Origin of the sequence: Caballeronia sp. LjRoot29 (assembly GCF_964252755.1) — a bacterium.
Lineage (GTDB): Bacteria > Pseudomonadota > Gammaproteobacteria > Burkholderiales > Burkholderiaceae > Caballeronia.
Window position 1 is genome coordinate 1 of record NZ_CAXUPU020000040.1, and the last position, 16,954, is coordinate 16,954.

The following is a 16,954-nucleotide window of genomic DNA, read 5'->3' on the forward strand; positions in this document are numbered from 1 at the left end:
ACCTAAACCCCGTCCACCTGCGCCAGCATCTTTTCACGATTCCACATCTTCCAGACTAAACAACTCAGTCTGGTCGTTGTACGAAAACACCTCCCCATATCGCCCCCAGTTGATCACTGAATCAAGCGTGTCCTCGGCCGCGCCATCGGTCAGAAAATCCTCCAGTTCCTGTTCGAAGCGAACACGCGGAGCCCGATGCCCTGGACGCTCGTTCAACACCTTCTTGATGCGCGCGGCCAACGGCACGTGTTTCAACAGATGCTCGGCAAACATCATCTTGCGTTCATGCGTGCCAAGATCCGCAAACACATGCGCCGACGGCGTCAGGTAAATATCGCCTTCACGCAGTTCGGCGAAACCCAGGTGCTGCAACATTTCCGCGATCGGAAACAAGTCGTCCACCTCCAGATGAAGCGACCGCGCGATCACCGGCATATCCGCCCGGCCGTTGTAGGGCGCCACCGCGAGCGTCTCAATCAGGCCCGCCAGCAAGTTAGTCGACACATGCGGTAACCGGCTACCAAACTCGAGCGTCTGCCTCGTCGCTTCACCGGACTGCCGCGCGGTCATCTTGGCGTAGATTTCATCGACGAGGGATCTGAACACCGGATCCAGACGATTGCGCGGATGCTTGAACGGCACCTGGATCTCCGCAATCACCCGTCCCGGATTCGACGACAACACCATGATCCGGTCGCACATGAACACCGCTTCTTCAATGTTGTGCGTCACGATCAGCACCGACTTGATCGGCATCTTGCCCTGCGTCCAAAGGTCAAGCAGATCGGTACGCAAGTTCTCGGCCGTCAGCACGTCGAGCGCGGAGAACGGCTCGTCCATCAGCAGCAACGTCGGGTCCACGACCAACGCGCGTGCGAAACCCACACGCTGGCGCATCCCGCCCGACAGCTCTCGCGGATACGCATTCTCAAAACCGTCCAGCCCGATCAAATCGATTGCTGCCAGCGCCCGTGCACGTCGAGGTGCTGCGCCCACGCCTTGCGCCTCCAGGCCCGCTTCCACGTTCTGAAGCACGGTCAGCCAGGGGAACAGCGCGAAGGTCTGGAACACCATCGCGACGCCATCGGCGGGGCCTTCGAGCGGCTTGCCTTTATAGGTGACGTCGCCGGTGGTCGGCTCGATCAAACCCGCAATGATCCGCAGCAGCGTCGACTTGCCCGAGCCGGAACGTCCGAGCAACCCGACAATCTCGCCCTCGCGCAAGGAGAGGTTGACGTCGTCGAGTACGAGCAAATCGCCCTGGCTTTTCTTGAAGCCCCGGGACACATCCTTGACGTTCAGGATCTCTTGAGTAACCCGGGGCGTGGGGCTCGCCGGCGTCGCGGGCGACGCCACGTTGAAGTCTGAATTTGGCATGGAGAGGAATCCTTAATCGACTCGAAGCCTGGCTTCGGCAAAGGTGAACATGGGGCGCCAGAGCAGGCGGTTGAAAAGCGTGACGAACAACGACATGACGGCGATACCCAGGATGATCTTCGGATAGTCGCCCGCAGCCGTGGTCTGCGCGATGTATGCGCCCAAGCCGTGCGCGGCGACCTTGGTGTCGCCCCACTGCACGAACTCGGCGACAATACTGGCGTTCCACGCCCCGCCCGACGCGGTGATCGCGCCCGTGACGTAATAGGGGAAGATGCCCGGCAGCATGGCCTGGCGCCACCACTGCCAGCCGCGAATCCGGAAGTTGGCGGCAACCTCGCGGTAATCATTCGGGTAAGCCGTGGCGCCCGCAATCACGTTGAACAGGATGTACCACTGCGTGCCGAGCACGATAAGCGGCGACAACCAGATATCCGGGTTCAGATGAAAGCGGACAATCACGATCACGAAGATGGGAAACAAAAGGTTCGCCGGAAAGGCCGCGAGGAACTGTGCAAGCGGCTGCACTTTCTCAGCGAGTGCGGGCCGCAATCCGATCATCACGCCAAGCGGGACCCAGATCAGCGACGAGATCGCGATCAGGATCGCCACGCGCAGCAAGGTGATCAGGCCAAGCACGAGCACATGGCCGACCTCATGAAGATCCACGCCGGTGCGCACATAGCTGACCACGCGCCAGACCACGTAAAGCGTGACCGCGATGACTACGACGCTCCAGACAATATCGCCGAAGCGCGACGGCGTCCGGCGTTTCGTTACACGCAAATTCGCACGATCGAACGACGGTAGCCGCAGCGGGATGCGTGCGGCGCTGGCGAAGACCCAGCCGGCCGGAACCAGCAAGCGGTGAATCAGATGCGTGCGTCGAACCAGGCCGAGCACCCACGATTCGGGCGCCACGCCGGAACTGGTTGTCTCCATGCGGAACTTGTCGGCCCAGGCAACGAGCGGACGAAACAGCAGTTGATCGTAACCAAGGATCACGACGGTCATCGTGAGAATGACCCAGCCAACCGCACCCATGTTCTTTTCGGTGATCGCCTGCGCGAGGTATGCGCCTATGCCCGGCAGCGTGATCGTATTGTTGCCGACCGTGATTGCCTCAGAGGCCACCACGAAGAACCAGCCGCCGGACATCGACATCATCATGTTCCAGATGAGGCCCGGCATCGAGAAGGGGACTTCAAGTTTCCAGAACCGCTGCCATGCGGTCAGGTGGAAACTGCGAGCGACTTCGTCCAGGTCTCGCGGTGTCGTACGCAGCGACTGGTAGAAGCTGAACGTCATGTTCCACGCCTGGCTCGTGAAGATCGCGAAGATCGCCGCGCATTCGGCACCCGCCACGCGTGTTGGGAACAACGCGATAAAGAACGTGACCGTGAACGAGATATAGCCCAGGACCGGAACCGACTGGAGGATATCCAGGATCGGGACCAGCACCTTCTCTGCACGACGGCTCTTGGCCGCAAGGGTGCCGTAGATCAGCGTGAAGACCAGCGAAGCGATCATGGCGGCGAGCATCCGCAACGTCGTGCGCAACGCGTATTCAGGCAGGTTCGATGGCGCGAGCGAGATCGCCTGGGCTTTAAGCGTTGCGATCGGTGCCATGGTCTGATGGAAGCCGATGGCGGCCATCGCGATCAGGCAGATGATCAAGGGGAACGCGACAAAGTCCCATCGATTAGGCAAGAGCCGCCAGGCTGACGCATTAGCCGTGCGGTTCAGGTTGAATCCGAAATCCATATATTCTCCGACCAGCTATGCTTGAAAACATGACAGCGTGCCCTTCGAGATTCGAGCCTTGAATGCCGTCATGCATTGATTCACCAATGCAGATGACGAACGCAAAGGCACGCGACCAGACCGCGAAAAAACGTGAACTGTAAGCTTTGAGCGTCAAGGAATGCAGCTACGCGAGAAGCGTGCACGCGGTAGTCCCAAACATGATTTGTCCGGGCATTTCGACCGTTCTTTCAGGACGGCCCGACACTACACCAAAGCGTGTTTCAGGCACAACCTCGCGGGCGTAACTTGTCGTTTTTTTCGGGTGATCCGAGGTTGAAGCCGGCGCCTTTCGAGGTCATTCGCTTGTCAACGTCGTAGCGGAGGATCTGACGTCAGGGCAGCACTTGCTTAAACGCATGCGCTTAACGCGTGTGCCTATGAAGGTGCTTGTTGGCTGATTGAAGGCTGATGCAGAGTGGAAATTTCGTTTCTCTTACGGATGCCCGGGCTGTCTTCAAGGCACGATGCCTTCATGTCGTATCGATGAAAAAGTTAGTCATGCTTTTTTTCTAAAGACATCATGCCAATACTCAAGGCGTAAAAAAACCGTGCTGGGTTCCACCACTCGCAAGCGGTGGAACCCAGCACGGTGATGCCAAAACATTCTCTCCAACGATCGGGACATCAGGACATCAGGCGCTCATGTGCAGATCGCCGTTGACGCCTGCCGGGAAGAACCCACCCTGCGTGACTGCAGCACTCGACAGGTAGACGATGTTCAGCACATTCGGATAGCCGCGGCTGAACGCTAGGCCGTTGGAATCGAGCGGCACGATGTTCGAGCTGCCGGCCGTTGCTCCCGATATGCCCTGATCGTCGTTACCCACGTTGTCGAGCGAGGCGCGCGCAGCGGAGATTGCATTCGCCGACGCAATCAGACCAAGCGACGGGTTAGCAATACCTTTCGAATAAAGCACCGTGCGCACTAGGCCGGCGTGATACGCCTCTGCTGCCAGAATGCCCGCAGCTGCCTCCAGGTAAGTCTTGTTCGTGATCAGTGGCGCGGCGCCTTTATAAGCCGTCACACCCACGTCCTCAAAAATGAAGGCGGCGAGCAAGAAGGTTTCGTCGTTCAGATAGGGGTCGAAGGCCGTGCCCGCAGGAACCAGCCCGGCCGCTTGCGCCGCTTTGGAGAACGCGCCGTTCGGATTCTGGTAGCCGACGTCGAGAGCCGGCATGGCTACCGCTGACCCACCGAGTGCCGTGCGCAGGAACGTGACGTGTTCGAGTTCGTCTTTCGCGATCTCGTTCGCATAGGCCTGGACCACCGGGTCGGAGAACGTCACCGCATGACCAGGAATAACCGTTCCCGGCGTGCCTGCGCCACTCATCAGACTGGCGGGTAGTCCAGCGCCGGTGGTCGCATACGCATAGAAAGTGGCTTCGAGATATTCGAGGTTGAGGGCGAAGTTGAGTATCTCCGGATCGGTCGGGCCGCTGGTTTGCGCCGATGCACCCGAGGAGCCGCCGCCGCATGCACCGAGGATCGTGCCGCCGATTAACCCCAGACCCACGCCTCCCGCGCTGCGGAAGAACTGCCTGCGTTTTGCCAGCTTGTCGGCGCGCTGCACGAGTACATCCATGACCTTTGAGTCTTCTGACATGACATCTCCTTGAACCGTTCTGTGAACTAAGCAATACGGCGACTGCGTCCGATGAAAGCCAGAGACGGAAAAACGGCGGACAGCAGACGACGAAGCGCCAGGCGGGCTGCCTGTGTCAAACGCGAATGACGAACTACGAATTACGAATGCGTGACGAAGCACGACGCAGAGCAGCAATGCTGATCTGACGCTTCTCTTGTCACGTACGGGTGGATACGCAGGCCGACCGCAACACGGATGCGCGTGCGATCAAAAATATTTCGAGTGATTACCCGATGGAAGACAGTGAAGCTTTTTTAGACGGTCGTTTTGACGAGCTATGAAGACATGATTCGGCATTCAATACCGACGTCCCAATCGCACCGGGGATTGATACGAGGCAGCGCAGGCGCTTATCGAGAGAGAATGCTTATCCCGGCACCCAGAATGCCGGCCACGGACACGAGCGTAGCAATGCCGCATACGAGCCATAGGTAGGCACCGCGAGGCCGGTGCGGCATTGGCAGCGCGGTCAGGCTGAGCGCGATCAGCAAGCCCACGACCAAGGGCAGCATCAGCGCGTTCACAACTTGGGCGGCGACGTTCAGCGAAATGAGATTGGGCGCCAGCCACACAATGATCGCGCTGCCACCAACCGCGGCCACGTACACACCATAGAACCACGGTGCACTCGCCGGTCCGCCCTCAAGCGAGCGTTTGTATCCCGCCACTTCACCCAGCCCCCACGCCAGCGACAGCGAGCAGACAATGGCCGCCACCATCGATGCCCCGAGCACACCCGCGCTAAACAGAAAGCGGCCAACGCGCGGTCCTGCCGACATCGTGAGGACATCGCTGATTTCACCTACGCTTCGAAACGCATGATGCTGGCCGTCTCTCGACAGCGTTGCCGCCACCGCGACAAGCACCGCTGCCGTGAGCAACTGCGTGAGAATTGCACCGGCTGCCGTTTCGATGCGGGCTGCGGAATAGTCCTGGGCACCCAGTTTTTTATCGGCGACGGCGGCTTGCTGGTAGAAGATCATCCACGGGTTGAACGTCGCGCCGATCAATGCAGCCGCTAGATAACCGTAATGAGGGTTCGCGAGCGGAAGCTGGGTCATCTGCCGGAACATGCCCGGGATGTCCGGGTGTGCGTGCCAGGCGACCGCGAAGAATGACAGTTCGAAGGCGCCAATGACGATGGCGAACTTGTCCACACGCTTGTGCGAACCGGTGAACACAATCCCCACCAGGAATACGGCGGCGAGCGGCAACGTGACGGACCGCGAGACGCCGAACATCTCTCCTACGCCTGCGACCCCCGTGAACTCGGTCACCAGCGAGCCGAGGACGGCAACGCCTAAGCCGACTGCCGAAACCCACGCCCAACCCGGACCGAAGTTGGAGCGAACCAGTTCGCCATGACCCTGCCCGGTGAAAATACCCAACCGCACGGTGAGTTCCTGGACCATATAAAGCAGGGGGATGAGCGCGAGCAGAACCAGCAGTAACTGCGCGCCCCATTGTGCGCCGCTCTGCGCCGCCGTCACCACGTTACCGGCGTCGCAATCGGCGAGCATGACGAGCAGGCCCGGTCCCCACAGGGTGAGCCAACGCAGACTGGGTGACACCTTAGGTTTGAGCAGCGAGGAACCAGTCATGCGTTTTGAAAGGATGCGCTGAAGTGTAGGGGTGAACGATTGTATCGAGATTCGGGGCTTCCCAAGTCCGTGTGTCCATCAGGTTCTGACACTCGCGATGAATGCCGTGATCGCGCCATCGAGCATGGCGGGACACTGGCGGTGCGGTGAATGTCCGCACGCTGGCAGCTTGACGAGTTGCGCGTGCGGCACGCGAGGCGCAATGACGTCGATTTGCGCCATCGTTGCGTACTCGTCGTCATCTGCTTGCACGGCAAGTAAGGGGCATCGGATGGAAGGCAGCAGGTCTGTGATGTTCCAGTGCCGGAATTCTGGATTCAGCCAGATATCGTTCCACCCGTAGAACGCTGAATCGACATCAGCGTGATAGCGCGACAGCCTGGCCCGCAAGTCGCCGTGCGTGTATAGCGTGTTGGCCTCCGTGATCGCCGCGATCGACACATCTTCAACGAATACATGCGGCGCAATTGCAATCACGCCAGCCAGTGCGTCGGGGAAAGCCGCCGCATAAAGCAAGGCGATAGAACCACCGTCGCTATGGCCGATAACCCACATCCGGGCGCGCTCAATGGTGTCTATGCCAAGAACATCGAGCAATGCCGGCAGAACATCTTGAGCCTGCCTTTGCAGGAAATCGACCGGCCATTTGACGCCCGCTGCACGCGGAGTCGAGCCGCCATAACCCGGCCGCGAATAGACAAGGCCACGAAATCCCAGTTGCTCGCATAACTTCTGCGGCCAGTCCTTCCACATGGAAATGGAGCCGAGCCCTTCATGCAGGAAGACGGCAACAGGCGCATTGGTGTGGTCGGCATTCAACCATTGATACTCGAGACGAAGCGCTTCCCGTTCGTCCGTGGCGGGCAAATCGGCCAGGCAGATTGCATGTGTGTGTTGGTCTAATCGATCCATGATTGAAGCCTGCCAATGAAAGGGGACGCTCAGTCGTTGAGAGCCGGTTCGCGCAATTGAACCTCTGGATCTTACCAGTCGCGGTTTTGGCAACTCGCCAGCGAACAGGATCTCGCACGGCTATTCGTGAGGCGCCACCCTGGGCTTGGCGATTCTTAGGAAAGCGAAGTATTTCTGAACTGCCGTTTTGGCAACGAAAACAATCGGCGAGTCGTCAAGGCCATCTATTGATTCGGTTCGCAAATCAATAACGTTAATTGAAAGAATAAATCAAAACTGTTTGCCGGGCGATACTGTCTTCACCCAAATCGTCAATCCAAAACAAGAGACGGAGACAAGATGAACGGACTCTTCCTGACCGGGTGTTTTAGCGCGTGTAAGACGGTCGATACGCCGGGCACGCAACGCGTCGGCGCCCCTCGATCTGAAAATACTGGCATTCGCAGCCACGCGAATCCCGCGCCTGGCCTGTTCACCACCCTAGGCTGATTCACACCGCTCGCGTCACACCGAGATCCTGTAGCAGACCCGACATCCCCTCGACGAAGGGGAGGGAACCGCTTTGCATAAAAAAAACCTGATGGAGACAACGCAATGAAGAAAAGATGGATGTGGAGTGCCGCGGTATTGGCCTTATCCACGATGGCCGCCCCTTGCGCCTACGCACAAAGCAGCGTCACGCTGTACGGCATTATCGACGCCGGCATCACGTACTTCAGCAACCTGAATGGGCATGCGACCTTCGTGGCAAACGATGGCTCCATCCAGTCGAATCGCTGGGGATTGGTTGGCAGCGAAGACTTGGGCGGCGGCGCCAAGGCCATTTTCCAGTTGGAGAATGGCTTTAATCTCTACAGCGGCACGATGGTCCAGTCCGGCGTGCTTTTCAGCCGTCAGGCTTGGGTAGGCCTTACCGACACCACCTACGGCACGCTCACGCTCGGCAAGCAATACGACTTTTTCTGGGACAACCTCACGCAGTTCGCGATGGGTCAGTACGCCGGGCAATACGCCTGGCATCCCGGTGATTTCGACCATCTGGCCGGCACCTTGCACATCAACAACGCGGTCAAGTACAAATCGCCGACCTTCTATGGTTTCTCATTCGGCGCGCTCTACGCGTTCCCTTCGCAATCCGTCTCGGCGGGAACCGGCCGCGTGATCGCGTTCGGCGCGCGATACGACGGTGGCCCGTTCCAGGCCGGCGTCGCCTACACCGATACCCACGACCTCGGTCTCAACGCGCCGACCCAGGCGGGCACCACGCTGTTTCCGAACTTGTCGGGGGCACCGGTCGTTGCCACGAGCGTCAGCACGACCGGCGCGGGTGCCAGCTACCGGTATGGGCGCAGTCTCACGCGGCTGCTTTTCACCGATACCCACTTTCGCGTCGCCCGGGACAACGGCTCGATGCCGACCTACGAGATCAACGAGGTGTTCCAGTTGACCCCGGCGACGACCTTGATGGGCGGCTATTGGTACAGCAAGCTGGGCGAGCAGAAGTTCCAGAATGGGACGCTGCTGCTTGACTATGCGCTGTCGAAGCGCACGGATGTTTACACCAGCGCCACCTACTTGCGGGTATCGGGCGGTGCCGCACCGGTGTTTCTCGGCGGTGGCTCGGCGCCGGTGTTTTCCAACGGGGTGTATGTCGGCTCAGGGGAGTCGTCGACCGCAATCCGGATCGGCATGCGCACGAGGTTCTGAAGCCGCCAAGCGCTTCAGGGAACGGGGCTTTCGTCGAGTCGATGAAGATCGATCAACGAAGGCCCCTGGTTTTGGCAGATCAGTCAGCCGGCCGTTTGTCGGCAAGCGCGCGCTTGCATTCATCGAGTACGCGCAGCACCAGTTCTGATTGATAGTTCAGATCGTCGCTGTCCAGGATCTCTTCGACGGCATCGCGAGCCCAATCTGCATCGACGAGTTCCGAGTGTCGCTGGGCGAGGTCGGCGGCAATGGCCGAGAGCTTTGCGATGGCGAGCCATTCAGCCTGGCGCTTATGCCTGTCCAGCCATTTGTGAGCTGCTTGTACGTGAAAAGCCGCAGTGGGCCAGGAGCCGTTCAGATAATAAGCGCCGAGGCTCCCGCAGGTGAGCCAGCAGAGCAATTCCACGCGGTCGGTCGGGCTGAGATTGTGGCGTACATCGTTCATGGCGGCGCTCACGAAGACGATTGACATATGCCGGACGTTCTGATTCCGGCATGAAAACGATAGCACGCCACGATGCAATGCGGAATCCTCCATTTACGCCCAACGTTCGCGGGCGAACAGGCGAAACAACGCGCTTGGCGACTGCTGCCGGGCGCGCTGAGAGCATGCCTGCTGGATTTGGCGCTGCGGCGCCGGTAAGGCGGCTTGAAGGGGACGCTTTCATCGACTTTCGCGAGGTATCGGGGCTCCGCCGTCAGTCGCCCCTAGTCACCGGTGTCACCCGGTCGTAGCCATGTTCCTGCCGGCGTAGCGTCCGCCACGTAACATTCAACGCCACGGCGTGACACACGCGCCGGACACGTCGTGGCCGACGCTTCAGGAAGCCATTGCCGCGGTGATTTCTCCATAAGACGACTGCAGCCGGTCGATCTTTTCCCGCAGATCGTCGAGCCGGTACGCGGCTTTATTGGCCAGATCCCGCACACTTTCCAGTAAATGCTCGCACAAGGCGGAGTGCTGGGCCGCTATTGAATCGAACATCGATCCTTCCGATTCTTCCGATGGACCTGCTGCCGTCGCGTGAACCGGAAGCGCCGCTTTCTGGGCTGTCCTCAACCGTTCGGTTACTGCGGCGAATTTCTCGACTGGACCGATGGCCGTGCGAATGGAGGCATCGACTTCATCGAGCGCGGCTTTAAGGTCCAGTGCGTTCTCTTCTATAGAGAGGGTCAGTCCTTCAATCTTTTGCGGCGTGATGTAACCCCGCCTGGCGAGGGTCTCGCTTGCGTTGGTAATCGCGGCTGTGATTGCCGACACCGCAACGCGCTCATTTTCAACGCGGCTTTTGAGGTCGGTGCATTCTGCAATTATTTCATGGAAGGCACTGAGGTGGGTTTCGATCACTGGAGTAGGGCGCCTTGTGATAATCCGGGGTGGACAAAAGCACGACAAATCATGTGACCTGCCTAGGAGATAAAAGCATTAAACATGCCAATCATTGAGGCGATTTATCGATGAGCCGTGGTTCAGGATCAAACTATCCTGCTCAGGCAAACAGGAGAAGGAAACGATGTGTCTGAAAGGATCGTGTTTCGGACGATGGGATACTTTCAGTAAATTTTTCTGGATTAGTCGCGGTGTTTAGCTTCGAAACGATAAAAATTTCGATCCGGGCAGCGATATCGTTTACTAAATGGAAATAAATTTATGACATGTTGCAGCTAATAAGCCGGTGTTGTCTGTGGTCAAAAAATTGTTTAGATAATCCAGTTTGCTCCATGCTGGAAAATTCGGGGGTCTCATCTTTTAAGAGCGTGTAAATTATTTTCGGACGCGTTGAAAAATATTCCAAGAAAAAACCGCGATTTGATTGGCATGTTTTGTCAATGCTTCTATCTTGAAAATCCAACGCCGAGGAGAATCAAATGCGAGATCGTGGCAGATTTTCCTGCATTCCGGAAAATGGCGCAGGGATCGCGGCAAGTGGAGCGGAGCCATACTGTGCTTGCTGGCAGGGGTTTTATCTGTTCAAAGTCGCGCGAAGGTGGCATTGACGAATCGCCATATATTGGTTCCCGTAATGGGAGTTCGACGCGAACCATTATTTGAATCACCATGCGGCATGGCAGGCATTGGCTGAAAACCAATGATTAGAAAATCAGGATCTGAAACAATACGGCAATTTGATACTGTGTCGACGAAACCGCATTTAAACCATCAGACGATTAATATCTTTCGTCTTGCTTTCGAATCGAGTAATCAGAATGAAAAAATGTTTGATGCGCATACCGGCGAATTTGCTATCGACCCCGGGTTCGCAAACAGATCGCCGTTGAACGCGGTCGACCGACCAACCTGCGATTCGACGCATGGGCACGATCTGATCTATCTTGTTGCCCGATTCGGTTACGGCAGACGGTAGTTTGAGTGTTATCCACGAGAACGAGAACTCTTCAGACGCGTGCAGGCCAAAGTGATGCGCGAGGATTATTCTCTTGAGGTTCAACTCCCACGGGTGCTTTCGCTTTCACCTGTTCACCTCGGCCAAGGAGCTGAAAATCAGCCATTCGAACCTATATCCGGTGGACCAATGACACAGCGCCTGCGTGCAATCTGGCGCCTCGCGACGCTGTTCATACGAGAAAGCCGCACAAAGTCCGCCGCCGACGCCACGATCCACCGGGTCTTGCGCTCGTTCGCCGGGGGCGTGCGCAGCCGCGGCGCCCCCAGTCTGGCCGAGCGGGTGCCGGTGTTGCAGAACCTCTCGGGCGTGCTGACCATGGCGTCGGGACTGCTGGCGCAACATCCTGGCTTAGCCGAGACCGCGGTGCGCGTCGCGCTCGCCGAATTGGACGCCCTCAAGGCACCGCTCAAAGACGCGCCGCTGCGCCGCGCGCTTGCGGCCGCGCTGCCGCCGGGACGGGCCGACGCGTTGATCGACATAGACGCCGCGCCTGAACGATGTGGAATAGCGCAGCAGACACATCGCGCACTAATCACGCTCGACACGCCCCTCGCATCCACGCAATCGAGCCCGCCGGTGGCCGTCCGCATCACGTTGATCCGTACCGATGCACGCATTGAATTGGTGCAAGACCTCGATATCGCGAACTCGGCGGCGCGTGTGGCCGGGCGTTTTTCACGCGAGGTCCGTGAGCAAAACGTCGGTGGGCTGATCGCACGTCTGACGGAATCGATTGCCGGGATGTTCGACTTGCGTCAACGGGCCGCGGATCAAAGCTTTCTGCGCTACCGGTTGCGCGAAGTGAACAAAGACTCGCGCGTCGTCGTGCCCGAAGTACTCTGGGATTTTTGCAGCGACACGGCGCTCGTCACGCGGGCCGTGCGCAGCGTGCCGCTTTCGGATGCCAATGCGCTGCGTACCCACGGCCTGGACCCGGCCCAACTAATAGCCACGTGGATCGAGGTTTTTTTCGAAACGGCGCTCGGCGAGGGCGTGTTCCATGCCGGTCTGGAAGCGGCAGGCGCGGCGGTCAGCGTCGAACCGGACACGTTCGGGGCGCTTGTACTTGACGGGGATTCGCCGCTCACGTTTTTCGCCGCGCACGAACGCAGTTTTCTCGTTGCCGGGTCGAACGCGTTGTTGCAGGGCGATCACAAGGCGGCCGCGCGCGAACACATGCGGCATGGCCGGCCCGACGAACACGAAGAGCAGCATGCGGTGCGTGTGGAATCAACGTACAGGCGGGAGGCAGAGCGTTTTGCCGGCGATGCCCATCGACATCGGACCGCTGCCGATCTCTTCACCGCACTGGGCAAAGGACCGCTGGAGCACGCATTCGGCGACGCTCATACGGGCATTGCGTCGCGGGCGGCGTTGCTGGCGCGCTCGGCGCAGAGCATCGAGGAAATGGCGCGGCGGATTGCGCCGGATATCGACGTGTGGCTGATCGCGCGCAGGGTGATCATGCGTCTGGCGCTGGATCAGTTCAGCTCGCACGGTGTCATCGCGCAACTGGCGAAGGAAGCCGTGCACTGGCCGCACGCGTTGCCGCGCGTGCCGAATTTGCTGGCGGACTGGGTGATGCGGCAAAACCGCCGGAATGCGGATTCGCGTTCCGCGCGGTAGTTTCGCTCTGAACCTGCTTTGAACCTGCTTTGAACCTGAGGAAAAGCCGGAAAAGCATGAGAAGGAACGTCCGTTGCTCGACTGATGAGACTCAAACCATCAGGACAGGAGCATTTAATGGCCACGACGCAACCGACTACGACACAACGCGAGCTCGACAACAGCGAACCGCTTGGAGACTCCGGCACCGGCGCGAGCGGCGGCGGCTCAGGCGGTAATTTGCCGGGCGGGGCGGCCACCGGCGGCGATGCGCGGGAAGGGGTGAGGACGCCCGACACGCCGCAGTCATCGAGCGCAAAAGCTGAACCCGGTGAGCCCCAAGAACGCAACCTCACGCAGCATCCGAAGCAGACTGCCGAAGTCCCGCTGGGCAGTGGCAGTTCGCCCGAAGCGAGTGGGCGCGGCGGGTTCGGATCGCACAGTTCTGAGCCGGAAGGGGTTTCAAACCAAAGGCCGGTGGAACCGATGCCCGCGACTAACTCGATTAAGAACAAGGAGGGCAAGCCGTCCGAGTAACGCTGAGCGCGCGCCGGTCTGAGCAAAACGCAGTATTACGGCATGCCGCCGAGTGACGGTGAAATGATGCTGCCGGGCGCAAGGTCGTCCAGGGCGGCATCGTTCGACGCTCGCGAGGACATCGGGGCGTGGCTGGCGGTGCATGAATCGACTGAATCCTGCCCAACGCAACGCTGGAAAGCGTCTGCCACGGCGCTATCCGAAAACGTATAAACGGTTTGCTCGACCAGCACTTCTGTATCTGAAAGACGGCTTGCGGTGATTGTCATGAGGTTCTCCCCGTAGGTTGGCATCAAGGTTTGCATCATGGAAATCAGCATCAACCGCGCCCGGCCCCAGGGCCGATCTGAAAACAAGCCCATCAAACCGCAAACAAAGTCCATAAAAAAACTGGCCGCGCTTTTCAGCACGGCCAGTTGTTTTTCACATCGATTGCAACGCTCAACTTATCGTTGCCGCGCCCAGATCGCGCCGAGCACGAATCCGATTGCACCTGCCACGAGCACGCCATTGATCGGCTTTGCAATGACCGCTTCACGGACGTTATCGATTGTCTCGCCGTAGTTAAGCTGGATCTTGCCGAGCACCTGGCGCGCCTTGCCTTCCGCCTGCGTCCCCGCGTCGCCGGTCAAACCGCCGACCGCATCCTGCACCTTGCCTACGACGGTTTGCGCCGCGCCTTCTACCTGATCCTGCACCATGGTGCCTCCCGTTCTGGTTAAAGCGGTTTATCGAAGAATCCGGCTAACCGGAGCGACTATTTCAGCAGGGATCGTGCCCAGCCGTGATCTACGTCGATATCAAGCGGTGCCGATCAGACGCGTGACGATCTCGATGAGTTCATCGATGGAAAGCGGCTTCCGATGAAATTCGAGGTGTGGGTGGGCGACTGCCGGCGTACGCGCGGCCGCGCTAGAGAGCACGACGGGAATCTGCGCGAGGGTGTCGTCGGCGGCGAGCGCGTGGCATAACGCGACGCCGTCCATGCGGGGCATCATCCAGTCCGTGATGATCAGGTCGGGCGGATTGGCATGCACCGACTCGAGCGCCAACACGCCGTTTGACGCGGTACTGACCTCGTATCCTTCCATCTGGAGGACCAGCCGCCAAGTGGTCAGGAGGTCGAATTCATCGTCGACGACGAGGATCTTTTTCATGTCCGCGTGCCGGTGTCCGGGCCGGACGGCGCGAACGGGATCGTGCCGCGCGCCGATAACAATGTGGTCGTGCCGATGAAACCGTCCGTGAGATGCAGGCCGTTTTCATTGATGATGAAGCGGCGGATGGACGGATCGTGCGCGCTTTCGCGTTGCTTCACGACAGAGACAATCCTGTGCAGCGACGTGCTCGTTTCCACGTATCGCATCAAGACGATGTTCTCGGTCATCGCTGACGCACGGATCGAGCCGCCGTGCGCCATGTCGGCATACAGCGGCAGCTCTTCGGTGAGCAGCGTGGTAACGCCTTCCTGACGCAGCCGGTGCGTCAACGCGTTCAGGAACAGCCCGAAACGCTCCATGCGGTTCGCCGAATCGTGGAATCCTTCGATCCCGTCCACGACCAGCCGCGACGCGCCCGCGCGCTTGACCACCGCAATCAGCTCGGCCGCGAGTTCGTCGATGGCGAGTTCCACCGCCGGCCGCCACTCGATGATCAGGCGACCATCGGCGATGGCGTCGGCAAGATGGATCGACACCGATTCCGCCTTGGCGACCAGCCGCTCCGGAGATTCGTAAAAGCCGAAATACACGCAGCGCTCGCCGTTACCCACACCGCCGTCAAGGAATTTCAACGATAGCAGCGTCTTGCCGATCCCCGATGGACCGATCAGCGTCGTTGTCGAGCCTTTGACCACACCGCCGCCGAGCATGGCGTCGAAGTCGGGCAGGCCGAACGACAGCTTCGACTTCAGGTCCGGCGCCCCTTCGAGCAGCATCGAACGTGCTTCCAGGCGTGGGAACGTCACGAGGCCGTCGGCGGTGATCTTGAAGAAATGGCGACCGAGCAGGTGATCGCGGCCGCGTAGCTTATGCACTTCAATTTCGCGCGCGCGCCGCATGCCGGTAGCGAAACGGTTGAGTTCGACCAGGCCATCGACGAGCGTGTGTTCGGGATGCGGCTCGTTGCCCGAGAGCGGCGCGAGAATCAGCGTGGTGCAGCCCGCGGCCGTCACGAACGCGCTCAATTCGTGGATGAACTGCGACAACTCCAGCTCGGTGGAACTGAATTCGCGGGCGCTGCGGAACCCGTCGATCACCATGAAACGCGGGCGGCTTGTCTTGATGGTCGACGCGATCAGCGCAAGAAAACCGTTCAGGCCGTCGCGCATCAGTTCGTGGTAGCCGGAGACGAACAGCATTTTGTCCGAGATGGCATCGGCATCGTAGAACGACAACGCTTTCAGATGCGACAGCAGCTTGGAATGCGATTCCGCGATCAGCGTGATGTACAGCACCGAGTCACCCTCGGCCACGCGATGAAAGCCGATCTGCGTCGACAGGATGGTCTTGCCCGCTCCTGCCATTCCTTCGATCAGGTATAAGCCACCCTTGATGAGGCCGCCGCCGAGTATGTCGTCAAGTCCGGGCACGCCGGTGGTCACGGTGTTCGGTCGGAATCGATATGGCTTGATGGAGTAGCTTTGTCGGTCATGGAGATCTCGTGTGCCGTCGCCCGGCTCGTACGTATGTCGCGTAGAAACGGATTATCGCCGAGATGGCGGGCGATGTCGGCATTTGTAAATTTTTATGAAGGCGTCGAATAAACCGCCGGAATGCCGGAGAGAGGGCTTGACCCGCGCACGCGCCGCATCAGGATGATTGCGGGAGCACTTTTCAAGCCCGATCGCGATCGCTGCCTGATTGCGCCAGACGCGCTGGTTCGCGCGGACCGGGACGCCATGCCAGGCGTGACGCATGTCATCATCCCGACTTCGCTGCATAGTCCTTCAACCTCACGCACTTACTCACGCCATGCTGCGCGCCCTTGCCACCTTGCTTCTGTTTCAGTGTTTCGGAGAAGGCCTTTCCATCGGCCTGCATGTGCCCGTTCCGGGACCTGTGATCGGTTTGTTGCTCCTGTTCGGCTATCTGCTGATAAGGCCGTCCGCCGTCGATGCAATCGAACCTACCGCGCTTGAATTGCTGCGCCATCTATCCTTGCTGTTCGTGCCGGCGGGCGTAGGCATCATGGTCGCCGCCGACAAGGTGCGCGGCGAAGGTTTCGCGATCGCGGTCGCGCTGGTGGTGAGCACCACGCTTGCCATTGCCGTCACCGCGCTCGTCACGCGTGCGCTGATGCGGCGCCAGATCCGCCGGGCGCGCGTGAACACGCCGTCAGAATCGTGAGGACCACG

At 59.4% G+C, this 16,954-nt stretch carries 15 protein-coding genes; 4 read left to right on the forward strand and 11 right to left on the reverse strand.

Annotation, left to right across the window (positions count from 1 at the left end; translation table 11 throughout):
• Positions 1-33 precede the first annotated feature (33 nt).
• From ACSQ83_RS30325 to ACSQ83_RS30345, 5 genes are all read right to left on the reverse strand, one after another.
• Complete coding sequence (locus ACSQ83_RS30325; protein WP_414970355.1) at positions 34-1,377, reverse strand: ABC transporter ATP-binding protein; 1,344 nt, start codon at positions 1,375-1,377, stop codon at positions 34-36.
• 12 nt (positions 1,378-1,389) lie between these two features.
• Entirely contained in the window at positions 1,390-3,141 is a 1,752-nt protein-coding gene (locus tag ACSQ83_RS30330; protein ID WP_414970354.1) for an ABC transporter permease, read from the reverse strand.
• A gap of 674 nt (positions 3,142-3,815) precedes the next feature.
• Positions 3,816-4,787: a ferritin-like domain-containing protein gene (locus ACSQ83_RS30335; RefSeq protein ID WP_414950773.1), complete on the reverse strand. Its 972-nt coding sequence runs from the start codon at positions 4,785-4,787 to the stop codon at positions 3,816-3,818.
• 392 nt (positions 4,788-5,179) lie between these two features.
• Positions 5,180-6,430 (reverse strand): NRAMP family divalent metal transporter, encoded by a 1,251-nt coding sequence (locus ACSQ83_RS30340; RefSeq protein ID WP_436230674.1) that lies wholly within the window; start codon positions 6,428-6,430, stop codon positions 5,180-5,182.
• A gap of 78 nt (positions 6,431-6,508) precedes the next feature.
• Positions 6,509-7,342, reverse strand: a complete 834-nt coding sequence (locus ACSQ83_RS30345; RefSeq protein WP_436230675.1) for an alpha/beta fold hydrolase — start codon at positions 7,340-7,342, stop codon at positions 6,509-6,511.
• A gap of 594 nt (positions 7,343-7,936) precedes the next feature.
• On the opposite strand from ACSQ83_RS30345, the gene ACSQ83_RS30350 reads away from it, so the two are divergent.
• Positions 7,937-9,049 carry a porin gene (locus tag ACSQ83_RS30350; protein ID WP_436230676.1) on the forward strand — a complete coding sequence of 371 codons (1,113 nt, stop codon included), beginning with the start codon at positions 7,937-7,939 and terminating at the stop codon, positions 9,047-9,049.
• A gap of 79 nt (positions 9,050-9,128) precedes the next feature.
• Here ACSQ83_RS30350 and ACSQ83_RS30355 read toward each other — a convergent pair whose 3' ends face one another.
• Complete coding sequence (locus ACSQ83_RS30355) at positions 9,129-9,494, reverse strand: hypothetical protein (RefSeq protein ID WP_047845755.1); 366 nt, start codon at positions 9,492-9,494, stop codon at positions 9,129-9,131.
• Positions 9,495-9,869: 375 nt separating this feature from the next.
• Positions 9,870-10,310 carry a hypothetical protein gene (locus tag ACSQ83_RS30360; protein ID WP_414950777.1) on the reverse strand — a complete coding sequence of 147 codons (441 nt, stop codon included), beginning with the start codon at positions 10,308-10,310 and terminating at the stop codon, positions 9,870-9,872.
• Positions 10,311-11,583: 1,273 nt separating this feature from the next.
• On the opposite strand from ACSQ83_RS30360, the gene ACSQ83_RS30365 reads away from it, so the two are divergent.
• Together ACSQ83_RS30365 and ACSQ83_RS30370 are read left to right on the forward strand one after the other, a co-directional pair.
• Positions 11,584-13,083, forward strand: coding sequence for an AarF/UbiB family protein (locus tag ACSQ83_RS30365; protein WP_436230677.1), 1,500 nt, complete (start codon positions 11,584-11,586; stop codon positions 13,081-13,083).
• Between the two features lie 117 nt (positions 13,084-13,200).
• Complete coding sequence (locus ACSQ83_RS30370; protein ID WP_436230678.1) at positions 13,201-13,599, forward strand: hypothetical protein; 399 nt, start codon at positions 13,201-13,203, stop codon at positions 13,597-13,599.
• 35 nt (positions 13,600-13,634) lie between these two features.
• Here ACSQ83_RS30370 and ACSQ83_RS30375 read toward each other — a convergent pair whose 3' ends face one another.
• The 4 genes from ACSQ83_RS30375 to ACSQ83_RS30390 form a co-directional block, all read right to left on the reverse strand.
• On the reverse strand, positions 13,635-13,868 hold the full coding sequence (locus ACSQ83_RS30375) for a hypothetical protein (RefSeq protein WP_414950782.1): 234 nt from the start codon (positions 13,866-13,868) through the stop codon (positions 13,635-13,637).
• Between the two features lie 177 nt (positions 13,869-14,045).
• Complete coding sequence (locus ACSQ83_RS30380; protein ID WP_414950783.1) at positions 14,046-14,300, reverse strand: CsbD family protein; 255 nt, start codon at positions 14,298-14,300, stop codon at positions 14,046-14,048.
• A 99-nt stretch (positions 14,301-14,399) separates the two neighbouring features.
• Entirely contained in the window at positions 14,400-14,756 is a 357-nt protein-coding gene (locus ACSQ83_RS30385) for a response regulator (RefSeq protein ID WP_414950784.1), read from the reverse strand.
• Entirely contained in the window at positions 14,753-16,201 is a 1,449-nt protein-coding gene (locus ACSQ83_RS30390) for an RAD55 family ATPase (protein ID WP_436230679.1), read from the reverse strand. Before ACSQ83_RS30390 ends, ACSQ83_RS30385 begins: the two co-directional genes overlap by 4 nt.
• Positions 16,202-16,571: 370 nt before the next feature.
• Here ACSQ83_RS30390 and ACSQ83_RS30395 point away from each other — a divergent pair, with 370 nt between their 5' ends.
• A complete protein-coding gene (locus ACSQ83_RS30395) occupies positions 16,572-16,946 on the forward strand; it encodes a CidA/LrgA family protein (protein WP_414950930.1) in 375 nt (124 codons plus the stop codon).
• Positions 16,947-16,954 lie beyond the last annotated feature (8 nt).